General features: G+C 64.9%; 23 protein-coding genes, 2 pseudogenes and 1 riboswitch. Of the genes and pseudogenes, 9 read left to right on the plus strand and 16 right to left on the minus strand.

Annotation, left to right across the window (positions count from 1 at the left end; all coding sequences use genetic code 11):
- Positions 1-406 precede the first annotated feature (406 nt).
- The 3 genes from cas2 to CDV49_RS11800 form a co-directional block, all read right to left on the minus strand.
- Positions 407-700 carry a CRISPR-associated endonuclease Cas2 gene (gene cas2 / locus CDV49_RS21090; protein WP_256947318.1) on the minus strand — a complete coding sequence of 98 codons (294 nt, stop codon included), beginning with the start codon at positions 698-700 and terminating at the stop codon, positions 407-409.
- Between the two features lie 305 nt (positions 701-1,005).
- Positions 1,006-1,377: a CRISPR-associated endonuclease Cas1 gene (locus CDV49_RS20905; RefSeq protein WP_256947319.1), complete on the minus strand. Its 372-nt coding sequence runs from the start codon at positions 1,375-1,377 to the stop codon at positions 1,006-1,008.
- Positions 1,378-1,437: 60 nt separating this feature from the next.
- Positions 1,438-1,776, minus strand: coding sequence for a hypothetical protein (locus CDV49_RS11800; RefSeq protein ID WP_088215646.1), 339 nt, complete (start codon positions 1,774-1,776; stop codon positions 1,438-1,440).
- A 629-nt stretch (positions 1,777-2,405) separates the two neighbouring features.
- Between CDV49_RS11800 and CDV49_RS11810 the strand changes: the two genes are divergently transcribed.
- The 3 genes from CDV49_RS11810 (at position 2,406) to CDV49_RS11820 (ending at position 5,584) form a co-directional block, all read left to right on the plus strand.
- Entirely contained in the window at positions 2,406-3,278 is an 873-nt protein-coding gene (locus CDV49_RS11810) for a LysR family transcriptional regulator (RefSeq protein WP_088215647.1), read from the plus strand.
- A 282-nt stretch (positions 3,279-3,560) separates the two neighbouring features.
- Entirely contained in the window at positions 3,561-4,526 is a 966-nt protein-coding gene (locus CDV49_RS11815) for a DUF1852 domain-containing protein (RefSeq protein ID WP_088215648.1), read from the plus strand.
- Positions 4,527-4,555: 29 nt separating this feature from the next.
- Positions 4,556-5,584 carry a methionine synthase gene (locus CDV49_RS11820; protein ID WP_088215649.1) on the plus strand — a complete coding sequence of 343 codons (1,029 nt, stop codon included), beginning with the start codon at positions 4,556-4,558 and terminating at the stop codon, positions 5,582-5,584.
- A 238-nt stretch (positions 5,585-5,822) separates the two neighbouring features.
- Here CDV49_RS11820 and CDV49_RS11825 read toward each other — a convergent pair whose 3' ends face one another.
- Positions 5,823-7,211 (minus strand): short-chain fatty acyl-CoA regulator family protein, encoded by a 1,389-nt coding sequence (locus CDV49_RS11825; RefSeq protein WP_088215702.1) that lies wholly within the window; start codon positions 7,209-7,211, stop codon positions 5,823-5,825.
- A 118-nt stretch (positions 7,212-7,329) separates the two neighbouring features.
- On the opposite strand from CDV49_RS11825, the gene CDV49_RS11830 reads away from it, so the two are divergent.
- From CDV49_RS11830 to prpB, 4 genes are read left to right on the plus strand one after another with little or no spacing between them, the layout of a single operon-like run.
- Entirely contained in the window at positions 7,330-7,728 is a 399-nt protein-coding gene (locus CDV49_RS11830; protein WP_088215650.1) for an acyl-CoA thioesterase, read from the plus strand.
- Positions 7,725-9,233 (plus strand): MmgE/PrpD family protein, encoded by a 1,509-nt coding sequence (locus CDV49_RS11835; protein ID WP_088215651.1) that lies wholly within the window; start codon positions 7,725-7,727, stop codon positions 9,231-9,233. Before CDV49_RS11830 ends, CDV49_RS11835 begins: the two co-directional genes overlap by 4 nt.
- Positions 9,234-9,241: 8 nt before the next feature.
- A complete protein-coding gene (prpC, locus tag CDV49_RS11840; protein ID WP_088215652.1) occupies positions 9,242-10,411 on the plus strand; it encodes a bifunctional 2-methylcitrate synthase/citrate synthase in 1,170 nt (389 codons plus the stop codon).
- Between the two features lies 1 nt (position 10,412).
- A complete protein-coding gene (prpB, locus tag CDV49_RS11845; protein ID WP_088215653.1) occupies positions 10,413-11,327 on the plus strand; it encodes a methylisocitrate lyase in 915 nt (304 codons plus the stop codon).
- A gap of 98 nt (positions 11,328-11,425) precedes the next feature.
- Here the strand turns inward: prpB and CDV49_RS11850 are convergent, their stop codons facing one another.
- From CDV49_RS11850 to CDV49_RS11900, 11 genes and pseudogenes are all read right to left on the minus strand, one after another.
- The gene (locus CDV49_RS11850) at positions 11,426-12,190 is read right to left on the minus strand and encodes an ABC transporter ATP-binding protein (protein WP_256947320.1); all 765 of its coding nucleotides are present in this window, start codon (positions 12,188-12,190) and stop codon (positions 11,426-11,428) included.
- 2 nt (positions 12,191-12,192) lie between these two features.
- Positions 12,193-14,106: an iron ABC transporter permease gene (locus CDV49_RS11855; protein WP_088215655.1), complete on the minus strand. Its 1,914-nt coding sequence runs from the start codon at positions 14,104-14,106 to the stop codon at positions 12,193-12,195.
- Complete coding sequence (locus CDV49_RS11860; protein WP_088215656.1) at positions 14,103-14,924, minus strand: ABC transporter substrate-binding protein; 822 nt, start codon at positions 14,922-14,924, stop codon at positions 14,103-14,105. Before CDV49_RS11860 ends, CDV49_RS11855 begins: the two co-directional genes overlap by 4 nt.
- Positions 14,921-15,661: a DUF6925 family protein gene (locus CDV49_RS11865; protein WP_088215657.1), complete on the minus strand. Its 741-nt coding sequence runs from the start codon at positions 15,659-15,661 to the stop codon at positions 14,921-14,923. Before CDV49_RS11865 ends, CDV49_RS11860 begins: the two co-directional genes overlap by 4 nt.
- A 3-nt stretch (positions 15,662-15,664) precedes the next feature.
- Complete coding sequence (locus CDV49_RS11870; protein ID WP_179209186.1) at positions 15,665-17,803, minus strand: TonB-dependent receptor; 2,139 nt, start codon at positions 17,801-17,803, stop codon at positions 15,665-15,667.
- Positions 17,804-17,907: 104 nt separating this feature from the next.
- Positions 17,908-18,102, minus strand: a riboswitch (cobalamin riboswitch).
- A 202-nt stretch (positions 18,103-18,304) separates the two neighbouring features.
- Positions 18,305-18,889 carry a TetR/AcrR family transcriptional regulator gene (locus CDV49_RS11875; protein WP_088215659.1) on the minus strand — a complete coding sequence of 195 codons (585 nt, stop codon included), beginning with the start codon at positions 18,887-18,889 and terminating at the stop codon, positions 18,305-18,307.
- Positions 18,886-20,295: an MATE family efflux transporter gene (locus tag CDV49_RS11880; protein WP_088215660.1), complete on the minus strand. Its 1,410-nt coding sequence runs from the start codon at positions 20,293-20,295 to the stop codon at positions 18,886-18,888. Before CDV49_RS11880 ends, CDV49_RS11875 begins: the two co-directional genes overlap by 4 nt.
- Positions 20,292-21,479: a thiolase family protein gene (locus tag CDV49_RS11885; protein WP_088215661.1), complete on the minus strand. Its 1,188-nt coding sequence runs from the start codon at positions 21,477-21,479 to the stop codon at positions 20,292-20,294. The genes CDV49_RS11880 and CDV49_RS11885 overlap by 4 nt, the downstream gene beginning before the upstream one ends.
- 54 nt (positions 21,480-21,533) lie before the next feature.
- Positions 21,534-22,823: an MFS transporter gene (locus CDV49_RS11890; RefSeq protein WP_218821953.1), complete on the minus strand. Its 1,290-nt coding sequence runs from the start codon at positions 22,821-22,823 to the stop codon at positions 21,534-21,536.
- Between the two features lie 221 nt (positions 22,824-23,044).
- On the minus strand, positions 23,045-23,299 hold the full coding sequence (locus tag CDV49_RS11895; protein ID WP_218821962.1) for a hypothetical protein: 255 nt from the start codon (positions 23,297-23,299) through the stop codon (positions 23,045-23,047).
- Between the two features lie 65 nt (positions 23,300-23,364).
- Positions 23,365-23,617 (minus strand): annotated as a pseudogene (locus tag CDV49_RS11900) (transposase); the annotation flags it as partial.
- Here CDV49_RS11900 and CDV49_RS20910 point away from each other — a divergent pair.
- Positions 23,574-24,524 (plus strand): annotated as a pseudogene (locus CDV49_RS20910) (IS110 family transposase). The pseudogenes CDV49_RS11900 and CDV49_RS20910 sit on opposite strands and share 44 nt — an antisense overlap.
- Before the next feature lie 130 nt (positions 24,525-24,654).
- Here the strand turns inward: CDV49_RS20910 and CDV49_RS11910 are convergent.
- Positions 24,655-24,852, minus strand: a complete 198-nt coding sequence (locus CDV49_RS11910) for a hypothetical protein (RefSeq protein ID WP_088215662.1) — start codon at positions 24,850-24,852, stop codon at positions 24,655-24,657.
- Positions 24,853-24,970: 118 nt separating this feature from the next.
- Between CDV49_RS11910 and CDV49_RS21095 the strand changes: the two genes are divergently transcribed.
- Positions 24,971-25,300 carry an IS110 family transposase gene (locus tag CDV49_RS21095; RefSeq protein ID WP_373447801.1) on the plus strand — a complete coding sequence of 110 codons (330 nt, stop codon included), beginning with the start codon at positions 24,971-24,973 and terminating at the stop codon, positions 25,298-25,300.
- Positions 25,301-25,303: the final 3 nt, after the last annotated feature.

A 25,303-nucleotide genomic window follows, 5' to 3' on the forward strand; every position in this document is an offset into this window, starting at 1 on the left:
AGGAAAACCCGGCGCGGTTCAGAGCGAGCCGTGGAAGTTGGGGGGACGGACCGCGTGCTTTGGGAGCCACCGCCTTGTTTGGAGCAGGTCCCGATGGCAGTTGCCCGATCATCATAGCCTCCAGAATACGCAGGCGAAGTTCCTCAAGGCAAATCGTCTGCCTGTCTCCGGCGCAGGAGGTTGTTATCGAGCCAAGGATCCGGAGAGCTTCCTGGTGCGCGCGGAATTCGCACCCGGCCCGGAGGGTCAGGCCCAGGGCGAGACACTAGGGCAGGGAGCAGGAAAAGGAGGGTAAAGGTTGCTGCTGGACCGCGACTTCTGAATGGCTACACTCGATTCCGCCGCAAAGCCTTATAGTAATAAGGAAAAAGGGTGGATCTAGTGTAGTGAAAATGACGGAATCTGGTCAAAACAGCACCAGTTGGGAGGGATTTCCTCGAGCGGACCGTCGGCCTTGGTCCGAAAAATGGACTATGTCGCGATACTGGCGATCGGTTATGGATAGAATCTGAACGTCGCCATGGGCGGGCAGGGCACGCTCGATACGCCGAATGCGGGTTTCGAAGGCCTCCTTTCCGTTAATGAAGCGCGCATAGATCGAGAACTGGCTGCGCTCGAACCCCTCGTCCAGTAAGAAATTGCGAAACTCTACGCAGCTTTGCGCTGCGATTTGGTGTCGGTCGGCAGGTCGAACATACAAGGATCCACATCAAACGATATCCGCTGAGAAAAGTCGCCGGCCCGCTCACGCGCTCAGGCCTGCGAGCGTCAGTGCCGCGTGGGGTTCGGGCAGAGCGAGCGACAAGCGCCTTGCCTCGAAGCTCTGCGCGAGTGAGGTTGCGGGGCACGAGAGGGCGACTGAGACCGAGCTACTCTCGCCGGCCAGCGTAAGGTCAAGCGCGATCAGATCGGCCATATGGCGCTTAGCTTCAGGCGTGACTTCGGGTCCGTTCCTGGCGGCTATGGCGCGCGCCGACAGATCGACCAACGGGCGGAACGGCTCCATCAGGTCATCGGGAAGGCATTGGCGCGATTGGAGTGGAACAGGCCAATGGTGGGATGCAATTCGCCAGCGGTGACAGCGCGAGATGTGGCGGCGCGCAGCACGGTGTATCCGTAGTTCAGCAAGGCGTTGATGTCGGGCAAGTCGGCATTGCGACGGAAGGTCTTGCCAATCATCATGGGCCAGTATATCCGCGCCGCCTGCGCCTCGGCATTGCTGCTGTCACCTGATTGCACACTGCGCGCGATTTTCTCCAATGGCGCAGGCGCCTGTCCAATGGATGCCAAGGCGGCCGCCTGCATGCGGATCTTGGCGGTGCCATCTGCTTCCAGGCCTGTTTGATCAGCGTGCGTGGTGCATCCCATTGCGCGCATACGCGCGTTTTGCTGGTGATGGCCCTGCAGCGTGCACAGCGCCCGGGCCGATCACCGTCGTCATGCCGCCATGGATGAGGCGAACCTCTCCCTGCTGAACCGGCGCAGCTTCAGGAACCGTCCGGCGTTCGCCCGCAGCGCGCCGGGCCGATCCACCCGCCCTGCCTCGCAACGGCAATAACCGGCCACGAGCCTCCGGCCTTCCCAAAGCCCCGTCGAGATCCGCAGGCTCGGCTGCGCGCGATCCGAGGCGGAGAGGTCATAGTCGCCGCGCACCACCTCCCGCCACAGATCGGAGGAGGACGGGACGTCATGGCGGTCGTATCGAACGATGTAAACGGGAGTCCAGTCAGCACTATAGCCCGCGCCCTCCACCCTTCTCGCGATCCAGCATCGCATACCGCTCAGACGACAGCAAATGCGGAGCGCGCCTGCCTTGCGCGGGACGCTATAGTTCGTGGATGCCGGAAAGCCTTATCCCTGCACGAACTGCCGAGAGTCGACGCCGGAGCGATCAAGGCACAGCCCATGGGGTCAAGCACGAGGTACTGGCGCTGACCGGAGGCAAGGGCATCGACTTCAGGAAGGGGAACGGCGTAAGCACCATGACGGCAGAACCGCGATATGGTTGTGCGAGGAAAGGGTCCGCGAAACTTTTGACGCATGTCGAGGCCATACTGGGCAGCGTGAAAATTCTAGCGTCCGATGTCCCGGCTGACACGGAGCATGGCAGCATCCGGTCCAAGCTCGAGGCCGCTGGCAAGCCCATTTGTCCAAACGATCTGCTGATCACGGTTCAACCTACGCCGCCGGTGCAATTCTCGTGACTGACAACACAGGCGAATTTTCGCGTATTCGGGATCTGAGGACTGAAAACCGGATCAGGCAGTCCACCGAGGCCAACGGCTTGGAGATACGATTCTTTCGTGGCCCCGGTGCCAGAGCCATCCCTCTGTTCAGACTGTAGTCATTTGGATATGACGTTAGAGTGGCGTAAGACAATATCTATATGACAGAGAGTCATACCAATGATCGACATCCAGCCTCTGGCCATTCTGCGGGAGATTGACCGGACGGGGAGCCTGACCCAGGCCGCCGATCGGCTGAACCTGACCCAATCGGCCGTCAGCCATGCCATTCGCCGCTTCGAGGAGCGCTATGGCGTCAAACTCTGGGAGCGCGAGGGGCACAAGTTGCGCCTGACACTTGCCGGCGACTATCTTCTGGGGCTGGCGATGCGGGTACTGCCACAGCTCGAACATGGCGCGATCGTTCTCGATCACTATGCTCGCGGACGTCGTGGCGCGATCCGGGTCGGGATGGAATGTCACCCCTGCCAGGATTGGCTCATGCGGGTGGTCGATCCGTTTCTGGCGGAATGGCCGGATGTCGATCTGGATGTTACCACGGCCTTTCAGTTCGGCGGGCTGGCGGCGCTACTGGGCCATGAGATCGACATTCTTGTCACTCCTGATCCGATCAAGCGTCCGGGCGTCGAATACGAAGCTGTCTTCGACTATGAACTGGTTCTGGCGGTGGCCGAGACCCATCCCTTGGCGCAGAAACAGCAGGTTGCACCCGAGGATCTGGCGCGCGAGACCCTGATCACTTATCCGGTCGCTCGCGAGAGGCTGGATATCTACACCCACTTCCTGGTGCCTGCCCATGCCCTGCCGCGGCGTCACCGCACGGTGGAGACGACTGATCTGATGTTACGGCTGGTGGCCTCGGGCCGCGCTGTCAGCGCGACGCCCGACTGGCTGTTGCGCGAGGTCAAAGGGGTGAAAGGGGTGCGGATCGGCGAGGGGATCGCGAAGTCCATCCATCTCGGGCACCGCACAGGCAGGGCGGCCACCTATCTCGACGGCTTCATCGATTTGGCCAAGAGCGTCGAGATCTGACCCGATACGGGTATCTTTCTGGGGACCTTCCGCTTTCGCTCGCATGAATGCGCAGAAAGACCCATGCGGGCTTAGCTGCATGGGGCTGGCCAGAACATGACAGGTAGTCATGTTTTTCTGACGTAATATCATTTTTCTTCATGTTTTGGGTCGGGCATATGTCACGTGTTGCCCGAACCACCGGCCCATGAAGACCGCTCATCGCGCTCGTTTGAGAACCATCTCGGACGCCACCTGAGCATGCATGAAACGGCCTCAGGCCAAGGCAGGAGACCAGATTCCATGACCAGAGACTTCAGCTTCTCCATCAAGACTCTTCCCTTTGACGAAGATTACAAACCCTCCGACAGCACGCGTCTCACCACCAATTTCGCCAATCTGGCGAGGGGCGAGAGCCGTCAGGAGAACCTGCAGAACGCGCTGCGGATGATCGAAAATCGCTTCAACGCCTTGGCCCAGTGGGATAACCCGCGCAACGACCGCTACGGCATTGAACTGGACATTGTGTCCGTCGATCTGGAGATCGACTGCACTGGGCGGGCGTTCCCGGCAATCGAGATGCTGAAGACGACGATCCTCGACCGCAAGACGGCTGCGCGGATCGACGGGATCGTCGGGAACAACTTCTCTTCCTATGTGCGGGATTATGACTTCAGCGTCCGGCTGCCTGGATGCGGCGGCTGCGGCATTCCTGACGATTTCGGGGATCTGCACGGCAAGCTGTTCAAGAGCTTCGTCACCTCCGACGCCTACAAGGCATATTTCCTGAAGCTGCCCGTGATCTGTCTCAGTGTCTCGCACGACAAGACCTACCGGCGGACGGCAAATCAGCACCCCATTCTGGGGTTTGAATACCAAACGAACGAAGCCTCTCTGACCGAGCAGTATTTCAGGAAGATGGGAATGCAGGTGCGCTACTTCATGCCGCCGAACAGCGCGGCACCGCTGGCATTCTACTTCTTCGGTGACCTGCTCAACGATTACACCAATCTCGAACTGATCGGCACCATCGCCACGATGGAGACCTTCCAGAGGATTTACCGGCCGGAGATATATAACGCCAATTCAGCGGCGGGGCAGGTCTTTTCACCGAGTCTCCAGCAGCCGGACCATTCGCTGACCGGTATTGTTTACGACCGGGAGGAGCGCAGCCGGCTGGCTGTCCAGCAAGGAAAATTCGCCGAAGAGCACTTCATAAAGCCGTATGGGGCCATTCTGGATGAGTGGTCCATGCAATTCGCCGCTTGAACGACTGACAAATCACAAGGTTACGACGCATGACTAAATTGCTCCCCACATCGACTGCCGGCAGTCTCCCCAAACCGTCCTGGCTGGCAGAGCCGGAAAAGCTCTGGTCCCCCTGGAAACTTGAAGGTGAGGAGTTGATTGCTGGCAAACAGGACGCTCTTCTCTTGACCCTGGCCGAGCAGGAGCGCGCGGGGATCGATATCGTCAGCGATGGAGAACAGACCCGCCAGCATTTTGTCACGACCTTCATCGAACATCTCGACGGCGTCGATTTCGAGAAACGCGAAACCGTGAGGATCCGCAATCGCTACGATGCGAGCGTGCCAACGGTGGTGGGTGCCGTGTCCCGCGAAAAGCCGGTATTCGTGGAGGATGCCAGGTTCCTGCGGCAGCAGACCGAAGGTCGTATCAAATGGGCTTTGCCCGGGCCCATGACGATGATCGACACGCTTTATGATGCGCACTACAAGAGCCGCGAAAAACTCGCTTGGGAGTTTGCCGTGATCCTCAATCAGGAAGCGCGCGAGCTTGAAGCCGCCGGGGTCGACATCATCCAGTTCGACGAACCTGCGTTCAACGTTTTCTTTGACGAGGTGAACGATTGGGGCATTGCCGCTCTGGAAAGGGCGATTGAAGGGCTCAGGTGCGAAACGGCTGTCCATATCTGTTATGGCTACGGCATCAAGGCCAATACCGATTGGAAGAAAACGCTGGGCTCGGAATGGCGCCAGTATGAAGAGACGTTTCCCAAACTTCAGGCGTCCAATGTCGATCTGGTTTCGCTGGAATGCCACAACTCGCATGTTCCGATGGAACTGATCGAGCTTCTGCGCGGCAAGAAGGTAATGGTCGGGGCTATTGATGTGGCAAGCACCACCGTCGAAACCCCGGAGGAGGTGGCCGATACCTTGCGCAGGGCGCTTCGGTTCGTGGATGTTGAAAAGCTTTACCCCTGCACGAACTGCGGCATGGCACCGCTCTCACGTGAGGTTGCACGGGGAAAGCTCAAGGCGCTCAGTGCAGGTGCCGAAATCATCCGGCGGGAGGTCTCGGCTTAAAAACCTGCGAATGATGGGCTGGCCGTCGCGGTGGTCCCGTTGAGCAGGCTGCTGAAAAAGTCCTGAAGCGTCATGCCCGTGCTCTGAAATCGGGAAATCAGCCGAGAAATAACCCAACTTTGTAGGTTTTCGGCTGGATTTAACCAGTTTGCGACCGATTTCCGCTTCAACACGGACCCGAAAGCCTTTTTCGGCAACCTGTTAGTGTATGCCGTCAACTCGGAACGCGGCATGGATATCATAGCTCGGTCGTCCCTGAGTAGGGGGCAAAGCGTGCCTGGCCGGAGCGGACGGCCAGGGGCCGGCTCACCATCGGAAAGGCGCGCTGCGGGCAATCCAGGCGCTCGCAGAGCTTGCAGCCGGGGCCGATCCGCGCGGCGGTCTCCGGGTTCTTCAGGTCCATGCCGCGCGCATAGACCAGCCGCTCGGCATGGGCAAGGTCGCAGCCGAGCGCCACGGCGAAGGTCTTGACCGGCGCACCGAAGCCGCCCTGTCCGGTTTGCACCATGCGTGCGATCCAGAGGTAGCTGCGCCCATCCGGCATCTGTGCCACCTGCCGCAGGATGGTGCCGGGCCGGGCAAATGCCTCGTAGATATTCCACAGCGGGCACGATCCGCCGATGCGGGAGAAGTGGAAGTCGGTCGCCGACTGGCGCTTCGAGATGTTTCCGGCCCGGTCCACGCGGATGAAGAAGAAAGGCACGCCCCGCGCGTCGGGGCGTTGCAGGGTGGACAGGCGGTGGCATGTGGTCTCGAACCCGACGCCGAAGCGGCGTGACAGGAGCTCTATGTCATATCTTACTGCCTCCGCCGCCTCCAGGAATGCGCGATAGGGCAGGATGAGGGCACCTGCGAAGTAGTTGGCCAACCCGATGCGCAGCAGGGCGGCGGCGTCCGGTGTGAGCTTCGGATCGGCGGAGAGGCGGGCGATGGTTTCTCCCTGTTCCAGAAAGGCTAGTTGCGTGGCGATCTGAAAGGCGATCTGGCCAGGCGTCAGATCGGCGGCGAGATGGAGCACCCGTGCGGCGGGATCGTAGCGGCGCAGGGTATCGTTCATACCTTGCGCGATGCGGATCCCGTGTCGCCCCGCCAGCCGGTCGATCAGCCCGGCGCTCATGCGCCCCGGCCCGAGCCCGTCACCGATCGCCTCGGCCGCGCGGTCCAGCTCGGGCACGTGATTGCGCCGCTCGTAGAACCAGTCGCGCACCGCCTCGTAGGCGGTGGGGGCGTGGCCCGGGCTGGCGGTGATCTGCCCGGCGAAAAGGTCTGCGCGTTCGGAGGTCTCCTTCAGCGTTTGCTGCATGGCGATGATCGACCGTGCCACCCCGGGCATTTTCGAGGCGATTTCCCGAACCTCTGCCAGCGAGACGGCTGTGCCCTGATCGGCCAGCGCCCCGCGCAGATCAGTGATCAGCCGCGTCTCATCGGCATCGGAGAAGATCTGCACGTCCAATCCGAAGGCGGCATTGAGCTTCAACAGCACCGGAACGGTGATCGGCCGCGCGTCCTGTTCGATCTGGTTGAGGTAGCTCGGGCTGATCTCCAGCGCGCGGGCAAGGGCAGCCTGCGTCAGCCCGCGTTCCTCGCGCAAGCGGCGCAGCCTTACGCCCATATAGGCCTTGCTCATCTTCGCAACCTTCGCAATTCGCAGGATTATCATTCGCAAACCCACGCATATTCAGCAGTTTACTGCTTCATTGTGGCTGTGGAAAGGTCTGCATGCCAACCCTGCGAAGGTTATCGCCATGCACTCTCAACCCGACGTCAGGCTGATCGAGATGATCTTTCCCGATGCTGCGAACCACTATGGGACGCTGTTCGGGGGCAATGCGCTGGCGCTGATGGCGAAGGCCGCCTTTGTCGCCGCCACCCGTCATGCCGGAACTTCCGTGGTCATGGCGCGCTCCGAACGGATCGACTTCGCCACCCCGGTGCGGGTCGGCGATATGCTGGAGCTGAGCGCGCGAGTGATCCGCACCGGCCGCAGTTCCATGACGGTGGAGGTCAGCGGCTTTGCCGACGGGATCGGTGACCCGGCACCGCGCGCGGCGCTTTCCGGCCAATTCGAGATGGTGGCGGTGGATGCAGCGGGCCGCCCGCAGCGCCTTGCCCGAAACAAGTACAACGAAGGACAGACGCAATGAACACCCATGATATGCGGACCTACAAATCGGCCGAACACCTGCCGCGCGAAGACCAGCTTGCGTGGAAGATCGCCGAAGTCGCCGCCGACCCGGTGGAGGTGTTGCCGGAAGTCACCGAGATGATCATCAACCGGATCATCGACAACGCCGCCGTCGCCGCAGCCTCGCTCGCGCGCCGTCCGGTGGCCTCGGCGCGGGCGCAGGCGCTCTGCCATCCGATGGCGCCGGGCGCCACGGTGTTCGGTCTGGCCAATGACCGGGTGAGCCCCGAATGGGCGGCCTGGGCGAATGGCACGGCGGTGCGGGAACTCGATTTCCACGACACCTTCCTGGCCGCCGACTATTCCCACCCCGGCGACAACATCCCTCCCATTCTGGCGGTGGCGCAGCATACAGGGCGTTCCGGGGCCGAGCTGATCCGGGGGCTGGCGACGGGCTATGAGATTCAGGTGAACCTCGTGCGCGGCATCTGCCTGCATGAGCACAAGATCGACCATATCGCGCATCTCGGTCCGTCGGCGGCGGCGGGGATCGGCACACTGCTGGGCCTTTCCACGGAGACGATCTATCAGGCGGTGCAGCAGGCGCTGCATGTCACCACCACCACGCGGCAAAGCCGCAAGGGCGAGATTTCGAGCTGGAAGGCCTATGCCCCCGCTTTTGCGGGCAAGATGGCGATCGAGGCGGTGGATCGGGTGATGCGTGGCGAAGGCGCGCCGTCCCCGGCGTGGGAGGGCGAGGACGGCTTCATCGCCTGGCTGCTCTCCGGCCCGAACGCGCGTTATCAGGTGCCGCTGCCCGGCAGAGGAGAGGCGAAGCGCGCGATCCTCGACACCTATACCAAGGAGCATTCGGCGGAATACCAAAGCCAGGCGCTGATCGACCTTGCCCGCCGCATGGGTCCGCAGATCGGCGATCTGACGCAGATCGACAGCATCGTGATCCACACCAGCCACCATACCCATCATGTGATCGGTACCGGCGCGAACGACCCGCAGAAAATGGACCCGAAGGCCAGCCGCGAGACGCTGGACCATTCGATCATGTATATCTTCGCCGTGGCGCTGGAGGATGGCGGCTGGCACCACGAGAAATCCTATGCGCCGGATCGGGCCAACCGCCCGGAGACCGTGGCGCTCTGGCGCAAGGTCTCTACTACCGAAGACCCGGAGTGGACGCGCCGCTATCACGCCCGCGATCCGAAGGAGAAGGCCTTTGGCGGCCGCGTGGTGGTCACGCTGAAGGACGGGCGGGTCATCACCGACGAACTCGCACTGGCCGATGCCCATCCCGATGGCGCGCGCCCCTTCGAGCGCGAGAATTACGTGCGCAAATTCCTCACCCTCTCAGACGGAATCAGCGCGGGGGGCGAGCAGCAGCGGTTCCTCGACGCGGCGGCGGCACTGGCAACGCTGAAGGCGGGGGATCTCGGGGCGCTCAACTTCACCGTGGACGCGGAGAGGCTGGGTGCGCCCCGTCCACACGGCATATTCGACTGGAAATGAGGGATCAGATGAGCGGCTCCATGCTGAAACCGAAGAAATCCGTGGCCCTCTCCGGGGTGGTTGCCGGCAATACCGCGCTGTGTTCGGTGGGACAGTCGGGCAATGACCTGCATTATCGTGGCTTCGACATCCTCGACATTGCCGAGGCCTGTGAATTCGAGGAAGTGGCGTATCTGCTGGTGCACGGCGCGCTGCCCACCGCCCCTGAACTGCGCGCCTACAAGGCGAAGCTGAAGGCCCTCCGGGGCCTTCCAAAGGCGGTGCGCGACACGCTGGAGGCGATCCCCGCCGCCGCACATCCGATGGATGTGCTGCGCTCCGGGGTCAGCGCATTGGGCTGCGTGCTGCCCGAGGCGCATGACCACAACCTACCCGGCGCGCGCGACATCGTGGACCGGCTGATTGCGGCGCAGGGCTCAATGCTGCTCTACTGGCACCACTACGCCCAGAACGGCCGTCGGATCGACGTGGAGACGGAGGACGATACCGTTGCGGGCCATTTCCTGCACCTGCTGCACGGAATCGCGCCCTCGGCCGCCGAAGTGCGGGCGATGCACACCACGCTGAACCTCTATGCCGAGCATGAGTTCAACGCCTCCACCTTCACCGCACGGACCATCGCGGGCACCGGGTCGGATGTGTATTCTGCCATCGCAGGCGCCATCGGCGCGCTGCGCGGGCCGAAGCACGGCGGCGCGAACGAGGTCGCCTTCGAGATCCAGAAGCGCTATGCCGACGCGGATGAGGCGGAGGCGGACATCCGTGCCCGCATGGCGGCGCGGGAGGTCATCATCGGCTTCGGCCACCCGGTCTATACCATCGCCGACCCGCGCAACGTGGTCATCAAACGGGTGGCGAAGCAGCTCTCCACCGCCTCCGGCTCCATGCGGATGTTTGACATCGCCGAGCGGATCGAGACGGTGATGATGGAAGAAAAGCGGATGTTCCCGAACCTCGACTGGTATTCGGCGGTGTCCTACCACCTTCTGGGCGTGCCGACCGCGATGTTCACGCCGATCTTTGTGATCTCGCGCACCTCCGGCTGGGGCGCGCATGTGATCGAACAGCGGCAGGACAACAAGATCATCCGCCCCTCTGCCAACTATATCGGGCCGGACAACCGCGCCTTCACCCCCATCGATAAGCGCGGCCTGCTGGCGCCGCCTTCGGAGGCCTGAGATGCCCTATCTGATTGCAGACGATCTGCCGCGCGCAACGGCTGGAGCGCGGTTCCGCGCGGCGCTGGACCGGCCCGGCATTCTCCGGATGCCCGGCGCGCATAACGGACAAGCGGCGTTGCAGGCAAAGGCTGCGGGGTTCGACGCACTCTATCTCTCCGGTGCCGCGATGACGGCCTCCATGGGTCTGCCTGATCTGGGCATCATCACGGTGGATGAGGTCGCCTTCTTCATCCGCCAGATCGCGCGGGCCTCCGGCCTGCCCCTGCTGGTGGATGGCGACACCGGTTATGGCGAGGCGCTGAACGTCATGCATATGGTCCGTGTGTTCGAGGAGGCGGGCGCGGGGGCCGTACATCTGGAGGACCAGCTGTTGCCGAAGAAATGCGGACATCTGAACGACAAGAAGCTCGCCTCCGCGCAGGACATGGCGGCCAAGGTTGCCGCCGCCGCTCGTGCCCGGCGCGATCTGGTCGTGATGGCCCGGACAGATGCGGCGGCGTCCGAGGGCATCGAAGGGGCCGTGGAGCGGGCGAAGATGTATGTCGAAGCCGGGGCTGACGCGATCTTCCCGGAGGCACTGACCAGCGTGGAAATGTTCAGGGAAGTGCGCGCCCGCCTGCCGGGGGTGAAGCTGCTGGCCAACATGACCGAATTCGGCCGCACGCCCGTGCTCACCGCGCAGGAGTTCGAGGATCTGGGCTACGACATGGTGATCTGGCCGGTCTCCTCGCTTCGCGTCGCCAACAAGGCGCAGGAGCGGCTCTACACGGCGCTCGCCCGCGACGGCGCCACTACGGCGATGATACAGGAAATGCAGACCCGCGCGGAACTCTACGATGTGATCGGCCTCAATGCCTTCGAAGTACTGGACCGGTCCATCGCTCAGTCAGTCGTGCCGGAGTGGAAGTCCTGAAACCACCGATCTGAGACCGCTACCATCGGTACGCTGCCTGGCGCGGTTCCTTCCAGTCCCAAGAAGGCATCGCGCCCTCAAACCGTGTGATCAAACAGCTAATACAGTGCGATCGGGCTGCCGGTCTGGGGATCGGGGATGACGCGGAGCGGCAGGCCATAGATGCGCTGCAGGATCTCCGGGCGCATCACCTCCTCCACCCGCCCTTCCGCGACGATACGCCCCTGCGCCATTCCGATCAGCCGGTCGCAGAAGCGCGCGGCGAGGTTGATGTCGTGAAGCACTACGACCGCCATCGCCTCTGGCCGCTGCGCCAGGCTGCGCAGGAGCGTCAGCACCTCCACCTGGTAACGCAAATCCAGCGCGGCGGTGGGCTCGTCCATCAGCAGGCAGCCGGCGGATTGCGCCAGCATCATCGCAATCCAGCCTCGCTGCCGTTCCCCGCCCGAAAGGGTAGCCACCAGCTGCTCCCCCATCCCAGCAAGGCCTGCCGCGCCCATCGCATGCTCCACCGCCCGCCGGTCAGTATCGCCGAGCCTGCGGAACGGTCCGGTCCAGGGATAGCGCCCAAGACCCACCAGCTCCGCCAGACACATGTCCCCGGCGGGCGGTGGGCTCTGCGGCAGGAAGGCGATGCGCCGGGCCAGTTGGCGGGCCGGGAGAGCGGCGAGCGGAAGACCGTCGAGCCGCAGCTCGCCTCGCGTGGGCCGTTCCTGCCCGGCCATCAGTCGCAGAAGCGTGCTCTTGCCCGCGCCATTCGCGCCGATGACGCCATAGAGCAGCCCCCGGTCCAACCGCAGGGAAATCCCTTCCAGCAAGGGCCGACCCCCCGCGACGAAGGCGATATCGGTGAGATCGAACATCGTCATTTCCTCAACAGACCGGGGAGAATCCAGAGCCCGGACAGGAATGCCGCCATCAGTCCCGCGGGTACCTGCCATGGAAAGGCCGCGATCCGCCCGAGCCAGTCGGCCGCCACCATGACTGCTGCACCTGCCAGCGCCGCCCCTGCCAGCCCGGCGGCCGGGGTCGTCAGGCCGGCGGCACGGGCGATCTGCGGCGCCATCAGGCCCAGAAAACCGACCGGCCCCATCACCAGCGTCGCGATGGCGGACCCCGCGGCTGTCAGCCCGACCAGCGTTCCCCGCGCGACCGGCAGCGCCAGTCCCAGCGACCGGGACGCCTCCGCGCCGAGCGGCAGGATCGCCAGCCAGCGGGAAAAGGCCGGGACCGTCGCCAGAAGCGCTCCGGCCCCGGCAAGCGCAAACATCGCATCCTCCGGCGTCGCCCGCCAGGTGGATCCGGCCAGCCAGCCCATGAGCAGCGCTGCCCGCGGGTCTCCGCCAGCGAGCAGGAGCGACGTGAGCGCGGAGAGGAGCGTGACCCCCGCCACCCCGGCCAGCACCAAATGCAGCGGCGAGAAGCTCCGCCGCGCCGCGAGCGCCACTGCCACGACGGCGGCGAGGAGGGCGCCGGCGAAGGTTGCTGCCACGAGCGCCGGGCGACCCGTCGCGCCAAGTGCCACCACCCCGATCAGGCCGAGCGCCGCGCCGGAGGACACGCCCAGCAGTTCCGGGCTGGCCAGCGGATTGGCCGTCAGGCGCTGCATCAGCACGCCTGCGATCGCGGTCGCCGCGCCCGCGGCCACCGAGACGCCGATCCTTGGCCAGCGGAGGTCTGTATAGGTTGCGCCGTCCCAGAGCCATCCGTCCGGGAAGCGGCCGAGCGACAGGGAGAGCCAGACCAGCCCGCCGAGCATCGCGGCCATCATACAGAGCACGACCGCAGGCCGACGCACGCGGCGCGCCGGACGGGGCGGTGACAGCCGGGGCGCCGCTGCAGGCAGGCGCCGCAACAGCGACAGCAACACTCCTGCGCCGACCAGCGCGGTGATCGCACCTGCCGGCACCGGCAGGCCCGTCGTCCGCACCGCCTGATCGGCCAGCGCCAGCAACCCGGCGCCGATCGCCATGGCGGCGAGGGGTAGGCGCCGCCCCCGCGCCCCTCCCAGCCGGGCCAGCGCCGGGGCGATCAGCCCGACGAAGCCGATTACTCCCACGCCCGCCGCCACCGTCGCCGCCAGCAGCACCGCCGGCAGGAGCAGCGCCGTGTGCCAGAAAGCGATGCGCAGCCCCAAGCCCTGCGCCATGCCGTCGCCCAGTTCCAGCAGCGCCAGCGGGCGCGCGGCCAGCATCGCAATGCCCGCCGCCAGCGCCAGTGCCACGGCGATGCCCGCGGCGGACATCCAGCCGGCCTGCACCAGCGACCCGGCCTGCCACAGGAAAAGCTGCTCCATCACCTGATGGTTGAAGAGCGCCAGCATGGCATTGATGCCGCCGAGCCAGATCCCCGTCACCAGTCCCGACAGCAGGATCGCGCCCGCGCCGAATCCCGCCCGCGCCGACAGCGCCATGACCAGGGCGAAGGCAAGGAGCGCCCCCGCGAAGGCCGCCCCCCAGCCCGCCAGACCGGGCGCGGCCACCAGCGCGAGGCCGAGCGCCAGCTGCGCTCCGCCGAAGAGGCCGAGGGTGGCGGGCTCCGCCAAGGGATTGCCCAGCACGCGTTGCAGCAGCAGCCCGCAAAGCGCCAGCCCCGCGCCGGAGAGCAGCGCCGCAACCAGCCGGGGCGCCGTCGAAAGGTGGAGGATCATCTGTCCCACGTCGCCGGCTTGCGGCCAGATCATCGCCGCGATGGTTCCGGCGGGGGCGAGATCCCGCGCCTCCTGCCAGAAGAGCCAGAGCGCGGGCAGCCAGAGCAGCAGGATCAATACGCGGATCATGCCATCGCCGCGCGGATCGCCGTCGCAAGGCGGATGGCGGAGGCCACGCCGCCCGCCGGAAACACTGGCGGCAGCGGCCGCAGCCGGTCCGCAAGGTTGAAGGACAGCGCGTCCAGGAAGGGACCGGCGGACCCGGCGCCGCCGATGGCCAGCACCGCCGGGCCGTCCCGGTCCACCAGTTCATCCAGCCCCGTGCTGCGCGCCCCCCAGATCATGCTGCCGGTCGCGGCATTGGTCAGCCCCATGGCCGACAGCACGTCACCCGGCAGCGAACCCGGACCGAAGACGATCATGTGCCGCCCATCCTCCAGCATCCGCACGATCAGCGCCCGCTGCGCGCCGAGCGGGGTCAGCGCATCCTCCAGCCGGGCCAGCAGCGGACCGGAATCGCGGCCGAGAATGCGCGCCATCTGATCCGCCAGCGCGCGGGCCGTCGTCAGCGCGCCCTCCAGCGGCAGGGTCTGCAGCCATTCGACCGGGGCGATACGCTCCAGCCGGCCCGCTGCCGCCTGTTGCCACGCGGCGGCAAGGATCAGCCGCGGGGCCAGACGGCGCAGCAATTCGAGGTTCGGCTCGTTCAGCGGGCCGAGGTCCAACGCCGCGCCGGGGGCGGGATCTCGCACCAGCCGCTGATAAAGCCCGCGATTACCGATGGCGGCGGGGCCGTGGCCGAGCGCGAGACAGGTTTCCGTCAGGATGAGCTCCGTAGTAACCACGCCCCCCGCGGTATCCCCGGCGCCCGCAGGCGACAGGGCGCCGCCTGCGCGGGCATGAGCTGCCAGCGCCAGCGCAGCGGCAATCGCCGCGCGCCGGTTCATAGCCCGATCCCCAGATGCCGGGCCAGCGGCGGGTCGTGCCGGACAATGAGGCGGTCGAGATGGAAGCAGGGCGCCAGCAGCCGTTCCTGCCGCAGGGCCACGCGAAGTTGCGCCCGGCCATGGCGCCCGGCGGGAACGGGCAGATCCTCCCCCGCCCGGACCGCCCGCCGTACGGCCGTCTTCAGTGCCACCAGATCGGGCGGCCCGAACCGCGCCAGAAGACGCTGGAAGGCGGCATGGTCCTCTACATCGAAAGGCCGCGCCACGCCGGGGCGATGGCGGCACGGATGGGCGGGAAAGGCATGGGCGAACGGCAGCAGCCCCGCCGGGACCGGCGTGGTGGCGGGATGGGTGCGCCGTGTGTCGCCGAGCAGCGGCGGATCGCGGTCCCAGACCTCCAGCCGTCCCAGAGGGCCGCGCGCGATCCAGTCCCGCCCGCGGTGGCTGAGCCGGATCAGTCGCGACCCCGTCGGAATCTCGACCTCCCCCTCGGGGGCGCGTTCGACGGCGTGCGACACCGTCTCCGGCAGGCAAAGCGAGATGCCGTGGTTCCAGCCCTCCGGGTCGGAACTCAGCACCTCGAAGGCCAACGGGCGCAGGTCGGGCGGCAGGCGCAGGTGCAACGCCCCCCGCCTGCCCAGATCGGCCCCCGCCAGACCCAGCACCGCGCCGGGCCCGCCCATGCTCCAGATGCAGCGCGGATCCGCCATCAGCTCTTCGATCAGCCCGGTCGGCAAGGGTCAGAACTTCCGCCGATAGGCGAGCTCAACCGTGCGGGGCTGACCCAGGAAGGCTTGCGCGCGCTCCGTCGACGGATCGGTGCGCAGGTAGTCGGCATAGACCCGGTCGAGCAGGTTCGTCACCCGCAGGCTCCAGACGGAGGCCGCGTCGGGCACGTAGTCGACGCCGACGTTAACCAGACCGTAGCCCGCCCGCTTCGTGGTATTCGCGAAGTCGTAGTAGGATTTTCCGATCAACTGCACAGACCCGTTCGCGCGCCATCCGGGAGCGAAATCCCACGACCCCCACAGGTTGCCCGACAGTTCCGGCACCAGGATCGGCACATTGCCGGAATAGTCCTCCACCTCGAAGGTCAGCCAGTTGATGGAGGTGAAATCGTCGTAGCGCGCCCTCGTCCAGGCGGCGTTCCCGCCCAGCTTCACGTCGTCGGACAGCTGGAACGCCCCGGCCAGTTCTACCCCTCGCGAGGATTGCCGCCCGACCTGCTGCGTGGCGAAGGTCGCCGAGTCGAAGACCAGCAGGTTGCGCTTGATGATATCGAAGACCGCCAGCGACCATTCCCCGCGCCCTTCGAACACCGATTGCTTGACGCCCAGTTCGAACTGCCTACCGGTCGTCATGTCGAAATCCGTCATGGAGGCGGAATAGTCGAGCAGCGGCAGGTTCACCGGATCGGTCGCATAGGACATCTGGACATAGAAGACGGTCGCGGTATTCGGTGCGAAGGTCAGGCCCAGCCGGCCGCCCGGCCCCTCAAAATCGGCGGAGAAGTCATTCGCGGCCGATATGTGATCCTCACGCTCCACCGTGAACCAGTCGTAGCGCAGGCCGGCGCTGATCGCCCATCGATCGGTGATCTCGAGCCGGTCCTCGGCGAACACTGCATGCTGGTTGAGGGTGGAGTGATAGCGGGGGACCAAGTCATCCGGCAGCGGAAAGCGGCCTACCTCCGGGTGCCACGGATCGACGAAGCGGGGGGCGTAGGCCGCGAAATCGGCAAAGTCGGATTTGGCGCGGTTCACGTCGAAGCCCAGAAGCAGCTGGTTGCTCCGCCCCGCCACATCACCGCTGAACCGCACGTTAGCGCGCGTACCGAATTGAGACTGATCCTGCCGGATGCGACGGAATTCATCCACGGTGACCAGATCCGTCGCGGGATCCCAGAGATAGGTTTCGGCATTGCGGAAGATTCGCCGGCTGTCGATGCCGTAGATCACCCATTCCACACCGACGGTATCGGAGGGGGTCCATTCCGTGCGAAGCTGCATCCAGCTGTCGCGGAAGCGATTTTCGGCGTCCGAGACGTTGAAATTGTTGTCCCGGAAGGATTCGACAATCGTTCCGTCCCGCAAGGGGGTACCGAAATAGGCGGGTGGCTCGCGATCCGCATGGGCGCCGCTCAGCGTGACCTTCACCTCGTCCGTCGCTTCCCAGGCCAGTGCACCGGAAAGGACGAGATTGCGGCTGTCGGTATCGTCGACCCAGCCTTGCGACGCGTCGCCCACGGCGTTCAGGCGGAAACTGAGCCGGTCGTTCAACGAACCGCCCGCGTCATAGGCCAGCCGTGTGCGCAGGTTGCTGTCGAGCAGCGCAGCCACCTCCTGCCGGATCGGACCGGCGAAGGGACGCTTGGGCTGGATGTCGATCGTTCCGCCGATGGCGCCGGTGCCGTGCATGACCGATGCGGGCCCGTGCAGTACTTCGATCCGCTCCACGAGCCAGCTGTCGAAGGGGAAGCTGATATTGCCCCGGCCGGGGAAAAGCCGTGTACCGTCATAGAGCTGCATCACCGAATTGTTGCCCTGGAATCCGCGCAGCGCATAGGCGCTGCCGAACACGGGCGCCGCGACCGAGGTCACTCCGGGAACGTCTTGGGTGACAGCTTCGACCACATCAGTCTGCCCGCGCGCGGCGATGGTTACAGCCGTGACCACGGAGATCGAGGCGGGAATATCTTTCACGGACACCCCGAGGCGGCTACCAGATGTGGCCGGAGTGGTAAAACCCAGCGTGGGCGGGCCGGTGATCACCACGGTGTCGAGCGTGGTTTCCTGGGCGTGAAGCAGGCCCGCCGGACAGGTTGAAAGCGAGAGCAGGGCCAACATCAGCCGGCGGGGATTTGTGGAAAAGATGGACATGCATAGCCCCTGGGGCAAAAGACACGTCACTTGCGAACGCAGGTCCATAGCCGGGCGCAGCCCGGAGACTTCCCCCGTCAGGACACCCCGCCCGACGTGTTCGCGCGTGAAATCGGCCGACGGCAGGTCTCCTGGCTCACGGCTCGAACGGAGGTCTTCCCCTTCCCGGGCGCAGGCCCAGTGGTAAACGAAGACCGCCTTGCCGCCTACAGTTGCGGGGACAGCCGCAGCATGGGCCAAGTCAGCCGCACTGCATTCCCTTTTGATCCCCGAAGGGAACCGTCCCCCGAGCGCTAGGATCACCGACCCGTGATGTCAACTGAATTGCTGCGCACCGCGATGTCTTTTCAGCAGGCGGCTTCGGCGAGCCGACGTCACTGGAGGAGAGATGGCGCGTTTGATGGGGCACCGCGCGCGCCGACGCAGATGCGACGCCGGATTTGGGTTCCGTCCGATTTCCGGCGTCCGTAAGTGCAGGCTCGATCATCATTGATCGCAGTCCTATTTCCGGCTTGTCGCGAGTTCCTCCACCCGGTTCGCCGCTGTCTCCAGAAGACTCTTCGCAAGGCCCTCATCCGCTGTCAGGCGGGCAAGGACGAGCGCGCCGACCATGGTCGATACTGCCGCCAGCGCTGCAGGCGATGGGTTCGCGCCTGCCGGAGTTCCCAAAGCCGCATCGGCGATGGAGAGGTGGGCACGCAGGCCTTTCTCCATCTCCGCCCGGACTTCGGGCGCGTGGCGGGGGGCGTCCGAACCCAGCGTCGCCAGGGGGCAACCCCGATCCCGCATTGCGACATGTGCGGGCGAGAGGTAGAAGGCCGCAAGGGCTCGGAGCGGTGCATCGGGGTTCGCGTCAACGACCTCGGTCCAGCGAGAGGACGATCGCTCGACCGCACGGGCGGTGGCCTGGGCGGCAAGATCGTCTTTCGAAGCGAATTGCTTGTAGAACCCGCCCGGCGTCATCCCCGCGGCCTGCATCAGGTCCTTGAGCCCGATACCGTCGTAGCCGTGTTCGCGGAACAGCTGGCTGGCTTCGTCGATCACCCTCTGCCGGTTCGCCTCGGCCTGGACGCGGCTGACCCTCATGGTGCTATCCCCTTCGCTTCGCCTGGGACCGGAATGGCCCGGCCCGTCGGATCGCGCAAGGCCGATAGCAGCATAAACGACCCATAGGCGACCAGCCCGAGCGCCAATGCGGCATAAAGCGCCCGGATATCGTCCGTCGCCCAGAGCGCCAGCCAGCCGCCACCAAGGGCGATTGTCAGCCGCAACAAACCGGCGGCCAGCGGCATCAACAGCTTCTGCTGCCCCTGCGCCGCGAAGTAGAGAACAAGCCCCAGCCCAAAGAAGCCGTAGAACGGCCCGACAATCCGCAGATAGGCGCGCCCGGCGTCGATCATGCCGGGTTCTGCGCTGAAAAGCGTCAGCCAAGCCACCGGGAACAGGGCAGCGACCAGCCCCACCACCTCGGTCACAGTAAAGGCCAGGACCGCCCCGGTCAGGGCGATCTGCCGAGCGCGGCGGTGCTGCCCCGCAGCCATATTGGTGCCGACCAGCGCCACCAGCGGTGCGCCGATGCCGAAGACCAGCGGGATCAGCAGGTATTCGAGCCGGATGCCGGTGCCGAAGCCCGCCACCGCCTCGACCCCCAGCTTTGCCGCGATGATCGCGGTCGATCCCGCGATCACCAGATTTGTCAGCAGCGACTGGACCGATGACAGTGCGCCGATCCGCAGGATACCCCAGAACAGCGCCCACCGAAGTGGCTTCAGGCGGAACCGCGCCGGATTGCGGCCAGAGGCGACGTAGGCGCCAAGCACCAGCATTCCGGCGATGTAGTAAAGCACCAGTGCCAGGCCGCCGCCCGCAATCCCCATGGCGGGGACGGGTCCTGCACCAAAGATCAGCAGGGGCGATACGGGCACCAGAAAGACCACGCCCAGAACTGTCACCATGGCTGGAACCAGCATGTTCCCGGTTCCTCGGATGACGCTGGCCAGCCCGTTCATCAGCCAGGTGAAGACGTTTCCGGCAAAGACCACGTTGGAATAGAGCACCGCCGCCTCCAGTTCTTCCCCGCTGCCGCCGAGTGCTGCGTAGATCCGCCGCCCCCAGATCAGGAACAGGATCGAGAAGGCGAGGCCGATCACGAGATTGACCACCACTGCATGCAGGACAAGAGCGTCGGCCTCATTTCGGCGGCCCGCGCCGAGCGCCCGCGCGATCGATGACGAAATCGCCCCGCCGACCGCACCGGCCGAAATCGTGGTCATCAGCGTGACCACCGGAAAGACCAGCGCCATGCCGGCCAATGCGTTGGTGCCGAGCTTGGAGACCCAGAAGGTCTCGATCAGCCCGGTCGAGGCCTGTGCCAGCATGATCATCACATTGGGCAGGGCCATGCGGATCAGCAGCGGCAGGATCGGCGCATCCAGCAGGCGTTGGGTCCGCCGATCATGCTGGACGGTGGATGACGCCGAGGTAGCCGTCATCCGACCAATTCCACGGCCAGTGCAATGCCCTGACCACCACCGATGCACAGGGTCACCATCCCGCGTGACAGGCTGTCTCGCTGCATCGAATGCAGCAGCCGCGTCACCAGCACGGCCCCGGTCGCGCCGATGGCATGGCCATGGGCAATGGCGCCACCCTCGACATTGATGATGTCGAGAGGCAGGCCAAGCTCCTGCGCGATGGCAAGTGGCACGGCGGCAAAGGCCTCGTTGATCTCGATCCGCTCCAGATCGCCCAGGGTCCAGCCGGCATGCGCCAGCGCCTTTTCGATGGCGGGCACGGGGCCAAGGCCGAAGAGCCCCGGCTCCACCGCCGCCACACCATAGCCGGCCAGCCGGGCCATCGGCGCAAGGCCCCGCCGCTCAGCCCAGACCCGGTCGGCAACCACTACGGCTGCGGCCCCGGCGTTCAGCCCCGGCGCATTGCCGGCGGTGATTGTTCCGTCCGGCCGGAAAGCCGGTTTCAGCCGTGCCAGCGCCTCGGCGGTGGTATCGGGGCGGGGCGCCTCGTCCCGGAGAAAGACCTCGGTTCCCTTCCGCGTGTTCACCTCGACTCCGGTGATCTCGGTCGCGAACGACCCCGCCGCCTCCGCCGCTGCAAAATTCTGTTGCGAGCGCAGTGCGAAGGCATCCTGCGCTGCACGGCTCAGCCCGGCACGGGTGACGAGATCCTCGGTATGCCAGCCGGAATGCTGGCCCGAAAATGCATCGTTCAAACCGTCGGTCAGGAGGCTGTCGAGGATCTCCGCCGGGCCCATGCGATAGCCCCAGCGTCCCTCTGTCAAAAGATAGGGCGCGCGGTCCATGTTCTCCATCCCGCCTGCCAGCGCCACCGGCACCACCCCGGCCGAAATCTCCTGCGCGGCGCTGACGATGGCTTGCGCGCCAGATCCGCAAACGCGGTTGACCGTCAGCGCGGGAACCGAGACCGGCAGTCCGGCATGGATTGCGGCCTGCCGCGCGGGGTTCATCCGGTTGCCCGCCTGGATGACATTGCCCATGATGACCGAGCCGATCTCGACCGGATCGAGAGCTGCGCGAGCCAGGGTTTCGCGCAGGACCGTGGCCCCAAGCGCCGTCGCCGGGATGGATTTCAGACTGCCGTTGAAACTGCCAATCGCGGTACGAACCGGGGCAGCAAGTATGATGTCGGAACGGGGCATGGGAAACTTCCTTCGGGTGTAAGTGGGCGGCGGTGGGTGCGCCTCCGCGTCATTTCAGGAGAGTGCCGCCCGCCGCGCGGTGCCACCGAACCCTAGGGCGACGATGGCAAGTGCGGCGACGAGGCACAGGACGCCGGCGGCGAAGAAGGCGGGAAGATAGCTGTCATAGGCGGTGCGCGTGGCTCCCGCACCCCAGGCCGCTGCCGCGGCGCCCAACTGGTGGCCTGCAAAGACCCAGCCGAAAACGATGTTCGACCGGTCGCCGAAATGCTGGCTGGCCAGCTTTACCGTTGGTGGCACCGTTGCCACCCAGTCGAGGCCATAGAAAATCGCAAAGATCGACAGGGCATAGAGGCTGAAATCGCTGAACGGTAACCAGACCAGCGACAGCCCGCGCAGGCCGTAATACCAGAACAGCAGCCACCGGCTGTCATAGCGGTCTGACAACCAGCCCGAGCCGACCGTGCCGACGAAGTCGAAGACGCCGATCAGCGCCAGCATTCCCGCTGCTGTCACCGCCGCCAGACCGAAATCCCCGCAAAGCGCGATGAAATGGGTCTGGATCAACCCGTTGGTCGAAGCACCGCAGATGAAGAAGGTGCCGAACAGCAGCCAGAACATCCGCGTCCCCGACGCCTCGCGCAGGATCACCAGCGGCGAGGCGAGCATTGCGCCAAGGCTTTGCCGCGGCGGTGCCGGAACCACCGCCGTCGCCCCGAAGGGGGCAAGGCCAAGGTCGGACGGACGGTCGCGCATCAGCACCAGCACCGCCGCGGCGGAAATCAGCAGCGTGGCCAGCGACAAGATCAGCGCGCCCCGCCAACCGAAGCTTTCCGTCAAGCGGGCCATAATGGGCAAGAAGACCAGTTGGCCGGTGGCGGTGCTGGCGGTCAGCAAGCCCATCACCAGTCCGCGCCGACTGGCGAACCATCGCGCCGCAACGGTCGCACCTAGAACCATTGCCGTGAGTCCAGTGCCGAAGCCCACCACCACTCCCCATAGCAGGGTGAGTTGCCAGAGCTCGGTCATGAAGAACGATCCAAGGATGCCAGCCGCGATCAGGGTTTGCGAGGCAAGGATCACCGGTCGTAGCCCAAAGCGGTTCATGAAGGCCGCAGCGAAAGGGCCCATTAGGCCGAAGAGCAGCAGGCGGACCGCGAAGGCGCCAGAGATCTCGGCGTTTGTCCAGCCGAACTCGGCTTCCAGCGGCCCAATCAGGACTCCAGGCACCCCAACGGCGCCTGCAGTGATGAGCATGGTCAGGAAGGTGGTTGCTACCACAATCCAGCCGTAGTGCAGCCCACGCTCTGACAGACGGGCGGCAAGCGGAACGGAGGGCCTCATCATACGTCCCCGTCTTGTGCGGCGATTCTCTGCATACGCGTACCTCCAGGCTATCATTTAGATTACATACATAATCTAAATGACTGATGCAATCGCCAACGACTCGACGATGGTCCCCAATGCTTACCGATCCGCGATGTAAGGGGCTTGGCAGGTTGGCTTGTGCCACGACGGACGCATCGAAGACTGTCGAACTCGCCCGGCTTTGTCAGACGGATGGGTCATGAGTTGACGTCGATCACGATGCGCCCTTGCACCTGGCCTTGCAGAAGCCGGCCTGCGATTGCGGGCACCTCGCCAAGCGGCGCGACGCGGGTGGCCAGCGCGAGCTTTGCCAGATCCAGATCTGTCGCCAGCCGCTGCCAGGCTTGCAGTCGTACGTTTTGCGGGGCGTTGATGGAATCGAGCCCGGCCAATGTGACGTTGCGCAGGATGAAAGGCAGAACCGAGGTTGGAAGATCGGTGCCCTGCGCCATGCCGTTTGCCGTGACGACCCCGCGATACCGGGTCTGCGCCAGCACGTTTGCAAGGGTTTGGCTGGCCCGGGATGCAGGGGCGTAATCCCCTTGTTCTGCAGGGCTTCGTGGAAGCAGTCGGCGTCATAACCGCGATCGGCCAGCAGCCAACCCGCTTTCGGCAGGCTGCCCAACAGCGCCGTGGCGACGGTGTAATCGCTGACCTGTCCGGCCGACATGAAGAACCCGAGCGGGCGCCCCCCCGGCATCGGCGACGGCGTGCAACTTGGTGGTCATGCCGCCTTTGGTGTGCCCCATCCGGCGCCCGCGCCCTGCCTTCGCGTCGAAGCTGCCGCCCTGCATCATGGCCATGGAGGCGTGGGGCAGGCGATCATCCCATGGGAGGATCACTGGCAGCACTCGGGCATGAGATCCGGTTGATGTCGCCGGAATATGTCCGACCTTCCGTCAAAGCCCAGAAGAATGACTACCGCGATGCGGAGGCCATTGCCGAAGCGGCGACCCGGCCTACCATGCGTTTCGTCGAACTCGAGAGCAAGGAACAGCTCGACGTTCAGACGTTGCACCTGGTGCGGGATCGATTGGTCGGTGAGCGTACGTCGCTGACCAACCAGATCAGGAGCCTTCTGCTTGAACGCGGACATGTTGTCGCACAAGGCCATGCCAGGTTGCGGCGCCTGCTCGCGGAGTTGCTGGACCCTGTGCCGGCAGCCTCAGTCCACGCATGGTATTTCTGCTCAGTGACATGCGGACGCGTTGGCAAGAACTGGACCGCCGGATTGCTGCGTTCGATGCAGAATTCACGACCATGGCCAAGTCCGATGAGGGAGTGCGCCGGCGGACAAGCATTCCGGCCATCGGTGCACTGAATGCCACCGCATTGGTGGCCGCTGTCGGCACTGCCGCGACATTCACGAAATGACGAGACTTGGCCGCCTGGCTGGGTCTGCTGCCCAGGCAGGCGACAACGGGTGGAAGGACAAAGCTCCTCGGGATCACAAAGCGGGGCAGCAGTTCACTGCGCAAGATGTTGATCCAGGGCGCACGAGCCGCCATGCGACCTTGGCCAGAGCGGATACAGCGGTCGGTGCCTGGCGGCGCGCACTTCTTGCCCACACCCTCCTAACGTCGCTGTCGTCGCGCTTGCCGCAAAATGGCGCGCACCGTTTGGGCGCTCTTGCGGCATGGCTGGGTTTACGCCCCCGCTCCACTGGCGGCGGGCTAAAGCGAATACGCATCTGTCTCAAAGCCGGATGGACGCGACAAGTTGCGAGTGGTGGAAAGGAAGATGGCCTGACAGTCGAACGGTGTTCCGAAAGCCTCTGGCGAAAAATGGCCCGACGAGGCCGGCCCCATTATAAGGATCGGAACGCGCGGATCTCAATCTTGGCAGCGGTCATCGCGCCGACATGCCGGATACGTTTGTGCAGACTGCTCGCGTCATAATCCAATCGGCGCTCGCAAACGTTTTCGACCGCAGGCTGGTCGCCGTGCGACGAGCTTTCAGGTACACCCAGCGCGACGAAAATCAGTGCATCTTGACCCTTCTGCATCTGGACTTTGCTAACTGACCCGTCACCGTCACCGACCAGGGCTCATGGCGGAGTAGTGTGAGACGCGGACCAGAAGGAAGAGAGCATGGACAATCTATCGGCCGTGTCATCGGCATAGATGTCAGCCGTGACTGGCTGGACCTTCATTGCCTGCCCGAAGGGCATCGCTGCAGAGTGCCAAACGCTCCGGCGGGTCATACTGCCGTGGCGGATCTTGCCCGGGAGCGGGAAACCGTCGTCTGCTTCGAGTCGACCGGCGGTCAGGAATGGCAGCCCCTGGGCACACCTGGAAGCAGAAGGTGTTGCAGCCCGCCAAGTTCCACCCGCTCAGGTAAAAGCGTTTGCGCAAAGCCGTAGCACACACGCCAAGACCGACCGTATCGACGCCGAACTCATCGCTCGCTTCTTCGCCCTCCTCCCCGAAGGGGGCCGAAGCCTTCTTGAATAAAAA

This window comes from Haematobacter genomosp. 1 (assembly GCF_002196855.1).
Taxonomy (GTDB): domain Bacteria; phylum Pseudomonadota; class Alphaproteobacteria; order Rhodobacterales; family Rhodobacteraceae; genus Haematobacter.

Excerpts from the sequence above, each read along its gene's own strand:
- prpB (WP_088215653.1), top strand. The coding sequence starts at position 10,413 with ATGCCCTATCTGATTGCAGACGATCTGCCGCGCGCAACGGCTGGAGCG.
- CDV49_RS11870 (WP_179209186.1), bottom strand. The coding sequence starts at position 17,803 with ATGTCCATCTTTTCCACAAATCCCCGCCGGCTGATGTTGGCCCTGCTC.
- CDV49_RS11895 (WP_218821962.1), bottom strand. The coding sequence starts at position 23,299 with ATGGCGCAGGGCACCGATCTTCCAACCTCGGTTCTGCCTTTCATCCTG.
- CDV49_RS11875 (WP_088215659.1), bottom strand. The coding sequence starts at position 18,889 with ATGAGGGTCAGCCGCGTCCAGGCCGAGGCGAACCGGCAGAGGGTGATC.
- CDV49_RS11885 (WP_088215661.1), bottom strand. The coding sequence starts at position 21,479 with ATGCCCCGTTCCGACATCATACTTGCTGCCCCGGTTCGTACCGCGATT.
- CDV49_RS11835 (WP_088215651.1), top strand. The coding sequence starts at position 7,725 with ATGAACACCCATGATATGCGGACCTACAAATCGGCCGAACACCTGCCG.
- CDV49_RS21095 (WP_373447801.1), top strand. The coding sequence starts at position 24,971 with ATGTCAGCCGTGACTGGCTGGACCTTCATTGCCTGCCCGAAGGGCATC.
- prpC (WP_088215652.1), top strand. The coding sequence starts at position 9,242 with ATGAGCGGCTCCATGCTGAAACCGAAGAAATCCGTGGCCCTCTCCGGG.
- CDV49_RS11815 (WP_088215648.1), top strand. The coding sequence starts at position 3,561 with ATGACCAGAGACTTCAGCTTCTCCATCAAGACTCTTCCCTTTGACGAA.
- CDV49_RS11820 (WP_088215649.1), top strand. The coding sequence starts at position 4,556 with ATGACTAAATTGCTCCCCACATCGACTGCCGGCAGTCTCCCCAAACCG.
- CDV49_RS11830 (WP_088215650.1), top strand. The coding sequence starts at position 7,330 with ATGCACTCTCAACCCGACGTCAGGCTGATCGAGATGATCTTTCCCGAT.
- CDV49_RS11800 (WP_088215646.1), bottom strand. The coding sequence starts at position 1,776 with ATGCGATGCTGGATCGCGAGAAGGGTGGAGGGCGCGGGCTATAGTGCT.
- CDV49_RS11850 (WP_256947320.1), bottom strand. The coding sequence starts at position 12,190 with ATGTTCGATCTCACCGATATCGCCTTCGTCGCGGGGGGTCGGCCCTTG.
- CDV49_RS11810 (WP_088215647.1), top strand. The coding sequence starts at position 2,406 with ATGATCGACATCCAGCCTCTGGCCATTCTGCGGGAGATTGACCGGACG.
- CDV49_RS11890 (WP_218821953.1), bottom strand. The coding sequence starts at position 22,823 with ATGAGGCCCTCCGTTCCGCTTGCCGCCCGTCTGTCAGAGCGTGGGCTG.
- CDV49_RS11860 (WP_088215656.1), bottom strand. The coding sequence starts at position 14,924 with ATGAACCGGCGCGCGGCGATTGCCGCTGCGCTGGCGCTGGCAGCTCAT.
- CDV49_RS20905 (WP_256947319.1), bottom strand. The coding sequence starts at position 1,377 with ATGCGCGCAATGGGATGCACCACGCACGCTGATCAAACAGGCCTGGAA.
- CDV49_RS11910 (WP_088215662.1), bottom strand. The coding sequence starts at position 24,852 with ATGCAGAAGGGTCAAGATGCACTGATTTTCGTCGCGCTGGGTGTACCT.
- CDV49_RS11825 (WP_088215702.1), bottom strand. The coding sequence starts at position 7,211 with ATGAGCAAGGCCTATATGGGCGTAAGGCTGCGCCGCTTGCGCGAGGAA.
- CDV49_RS11855 (WP_088215655.1), bottom strand. The coding sequence starts at position 14,106 with ATGATCCGCGTATTGATCCTGCTGCTCTGGCTGCCCGCGCTCTGGCTC.
- CDV49_RS11880 (WP_088215660.1), bottom strand. The coding sequence starts at position 20,295 with ATGACGGCTACCTCGGCGTCATCCACCGTCCAGCATGATCGGCGGACC.